Below are 2,894 nucleotides of genomic sequence, written 5' to 3'. Positions count from 1 at the left end.
GCTGCGCGAGCGGGCGCGGGCCGGCTAATCTTAGGGCCTGCCGAGAAATAATCGCGTCACGGTGGGTGACGGTTTGGGGCGATGGTGTAGTTCCATTCCCCGTGGAACGCGTTAGGTCTGATGTTGATGGCCTGTCGCCAGCCGGCCGGCGACATAGGGGTAGATGCTTTGCAGCGAGCCGCCGCAAGCGCCGATCGTCATCGGTACCAGCGCGACACCACCGTCTGCAGCCGAGGGAGGGAGGGCATCAAATTCTCGCGTGGGTAATAAGGTATACCCCGACTCCGCAGAAACCCGAAGGAATCGCTTGCCAAGCCGCCCGGAGCGGATTCTGCTGACGGCATGATCCGCAGCGGCTTCCTGGACAGCGAATCGCGGCAAGACCTGATCGAGTTGGCTCGGGACGGGTCGGCGGCGAACCGGCTCGCGCGCCGGGCGAATGCGCTGGTGCTGCTGGATAACGGGATGAGCTGCGAGGCGGTGGCCAAGGTGCTGCTGCTGGATGATGACACGATCCGAACCTGGTACCGGCTGTATCTGGAAGACGGGGTCGAGGGCCTGGCGAGCTTCGGCTATGAGGGCGGTGCCTGTCGGCTGAGCGATGAGCAGCAGGAGCGGCTGAAAACCTGGATCGCCGAGACCCTGCCGCGGAGCACGAATCAGGTTGGCGCCTGGATCGCCCGGGAGTTCGGCATTGAATACCAGGGCCGCTCCGGGCTGGTCGCGCTGCTGCACCGCCTCGGCATGGAGCACCGCAAGCCGAAGGCGATCTCGCGCAAGCTGGACCCCGTGAAGCAGGAAGCCTTTATCAATGCCTATGAAGACCTGCTGAACCACCTGCCGGCTCCACCTCTACCAATTCTGCCTCCGGTCCCGCCGCTATGGATCCTGCGAAATATCGGCCTCGTCGCCAGACGTCACGCTGGCTGGGCTGCGGCTGCGCAAAGGCGCCCGGTTTGTCTATGAGTACGACCTGAACATCCCCTGGCGGCACGAGATCAGGATTGAGGATCACCTGTCTGGAGAACCGGGCAAGGCTTATCCGCGTTGCACTGGCGGCGACGGCACCTGCCCACCGGAGGACTGCGGCGGCCCGGGAGGCTATCTTGCTGGCCAGGATGAAGCTTCAGGCGTGACGCGGATCAGGGAGCCGCCTTACGCAGTTCCAGAGCCCCGAAAAGCGTCAATATGACGCCAGCGATACGGTCGATCCAAAGGCGAATTCGAGGGCCGATTGCCCCGCGCATAAGCAGCACAACAGCCGTGACCCCGACCCACCAGAGCAGTGAGCCGGCAAAGACGCCGCCGACCGTAGCGAGGGCGGCCGGAAGCGTGAAGCCGGTATGCGGAGCCAGGACAGTGAAGATCGCGGCGAACATGATGATGGTTGGCGGGTTCGTGAGCGTCAGCAGGACCGAACTGCCAAAAACGCTCGGCCAGGCGCTAAGGGGTTTGGCGTCAGCCGGTGCCGTGCCATCTGCTGCAACGTGACTACGGAAAGTCTTGATCCCGAGATAGATGAGGAACAGCCCGGCAACAGCGTGAAGTACCCGTTCATGGGTGAGCATGAAGGACGAAACGCCGCTCAGACCCAAGGCCGCAACCAGTGCATAGCACGCGTCGCCGAAGGCAATTCCTCCCCCTGTTGCAAGCCCATGCTTCCATCCCCGCACCAACGTGCGACGCATGCAAAGAAGCGCCATGGGACCGACTGGAGCGGCAACAGCGAGGCCGCACCCCATCGCTTTCAGAAAAAGATCACCATGCGAAATCATAGGGGGCTCCCAGATCGGGTTTTCCAAGGGTTGGGGCAGTGCGTCAGGTTGTCCCCATTCCTCATTTGAACGAGGACAGCATTTCCCGGCGCAGGATGGCATTGATACGGGATTGGTAGCCCTTTCCCTGGGCCTTGAGCCAGGCCAGCACGTCGGAATCGAGGCGCACGGTGGTTGAGGTCTTGGTCGGCTTGTAGAACCGGCCGCGCACCGCGTTTTTCCAAAAATCTTCGGTCAGTGGAGGAATATCGCTGTAGTCGATCTCACTGTTTGGGCGTGCGGTCAAGGCCACAAGCTCTGCTTTCTGCTTCTCCGTCAGGGGAGGCAGGCGGCTGAGGTCAACATCATGCCGAACGAGTTTCTTGCTCATAGCGCTGCCTTTCCTTTCGGTCGGCCTTTCGGGCCGAGATGATGCGAATGATCTCGACAGGCTGTCCCTCGCTGTCGTCTTCGTAGACGGTATGGGCAACCAGCAAGAGGCAGTAGCCATCGACCAAGCCGATCGTTTGCCATCGCTGCTCGCCGTCCTCAGTGCGATCTTGCACGGTGAGCGCCAAAGGATCGGCGAAGGCCCGGATAGCCGTCTCGAAGCACACGCGGTGCTTGCGCAGATTGCTGGCCGCTTTGGCTGGGTCCCACTCGAACCGCGGTTTCATACAAAAATGTTACTACAAGAACGTATCCGGTGCAATGCTTGCCTTGGTTGCGGACAGGGGGCAAGGAGCCACCCGCAACCTGCCGCAGGGCCGCGAGCTGCTGTTCCTCGCCGGCACCCGGCCGATCGTTGCCGACAAGCTGCGCTATGACGCCGATCGCGAGTTCAGGGGGGATGTTTGACCAGACGCAATAGCGGGGTCGGGTCAGGGCGCTTCTTCGTCGGGCGGCTCACCGGAGAGGTCGTCAAAAAATGCCTTATCAGCCTTGAGCCCGGTCGGCGGGGGCATCGGGTGATGCTGATGCCACTCCCTAAGCCGTTCGACCAGCGGCAGGGCCTCTGGAGGATTTTGGGGCGGTTCTGCGGCCAATTCCCGGAACTGGGCCGCCATCTCGTCGGCCGTGATCTCACCGCGCTGGCAAGCTTCGGAAAGGACTTCAATCGCCTGCCCCTGGGCGGACCCA

The 2,894-nt window shown here is 62.3% G+C and carries 7 protein-coding genes; 3 read left to right on the top strand and 4 right to left on the bottom strand.

The features are described 5' to 3' along the window. Nucleotides 1-342: 342 nt before the first annotated feature. Nucleotides 343-966, top strand: a complete 624-nt coding sequence (locus APM_RS17465) for a winged helix-turn-helix domain-containing protein (RefSeq protein ID WP_007424722.1) — start codon at nucleotides 343-345, stop codon at nucleotides 964-966. Continuing rightward, nucleotides 896-1,192 (top strand): IS1096 element passenger TnpR family protein, encoded by a 297-nt coding sequence (locus APM_RS23175; protein WP_371259415.1) that lies wholly within the window; start codon nucleotides 896-898, stop codon nucleotides 1,190-1,192. Before APM_RS17465 ends, APM_RS23175 begins: the two co-directional genes overlap by 71 nt. On the opposite strand, the gene APM_RS17460 is transcribed toward APM_RS23175, so the two are convergent. From APM_RS17460 to APM_RS17450, 3 genes are all read right to left on the bottom strand, one after another. Continuing rightward, complete coding sequence (locus APM_RS17460) at nucleotides 1,143-1,775, bottom strand: LysE family translocator (RefSeq protein ID WP_007424721.1); 633 nt, start codon at nucleotides 1,773-1,775, stop codon at nucleotides 1,143-1,145. The two genes, APM_RS23175 and APM_RS17460, sit on opposite strands and share 50 nt — an antisense overlap. 61 nt (nucleotides 1,776-1,836) lie before the next feature. Beyond that, entirely contained in the window at nucleotides 1,837-2,145 is a 309-nt protein-coding gene (locus APM_RS17455; protein ID WP_007424720.1) for a BrnA antitoxin family protein, read from the bottom strand. Continuing rightward, entirely contained in the window at nucleotides 2,120-2,431 is a 312-nt protein-coding gene (locus APM_RS17450; protein ID WP_039889151.1) for a BrnT family toxin, read from the bottom strand. The genes APM_RS17455 and APM_RS17450 overlap by 26 nt, the downstream gene beginning before the upstream one ends. A gap of 34 nt (nucleotides 2,432-2,465) precedes the next feature. Here APM_RS17450 and APM_RS20795 point away from each other — a divergent pair, with 34 nt between their 5' ends. Beyond that, nucleotides 2,466-2,612 (top strand): hypothetical protein, encoded by a 147-nt coding sequence (locus APM_RS20795; RefSeq protein WP_007424718.1) that lies wholly within the window; start codon nucleotides 2,466-2,468, stop codon nucleotides 2,610-2,612. A 23-nt stretch (nucleotides 2,613-2,635) separates the two neighbouring features. On the opposite strand, the gene APM_RS17445 is transcribed toward APM_RS20795, so the two are convergent. Continuing rightward, nucleotides 2,636-2,836, bottom strand: a complete 201-nt coding sequence (locus tag APM_RS17445; protein WP_241763201.1) for a hypothetical protein — start codon at nucleotides 2,834-2,836, stop codon at nucleotides 2,636-2,638. Between the last annotated feature and the right edge of the window lie 58 nt (nucleotides 2,837-2,894).

This window comes from Acidiphilium sp. PM (assembly GCF_000219295.1).
Lineage (GTDB): Bacteria > Pseudomonadota > Alphaproteobacteria > Acetobacterales > Acetobacteraceae > Acidiphilium > Acidiphilium multivorum.
The sequence above is the reverse complement of the archived record's forward strand: the minus strand, read 5'-3'. Positions and strand labels throughout refer to the sequence as shown.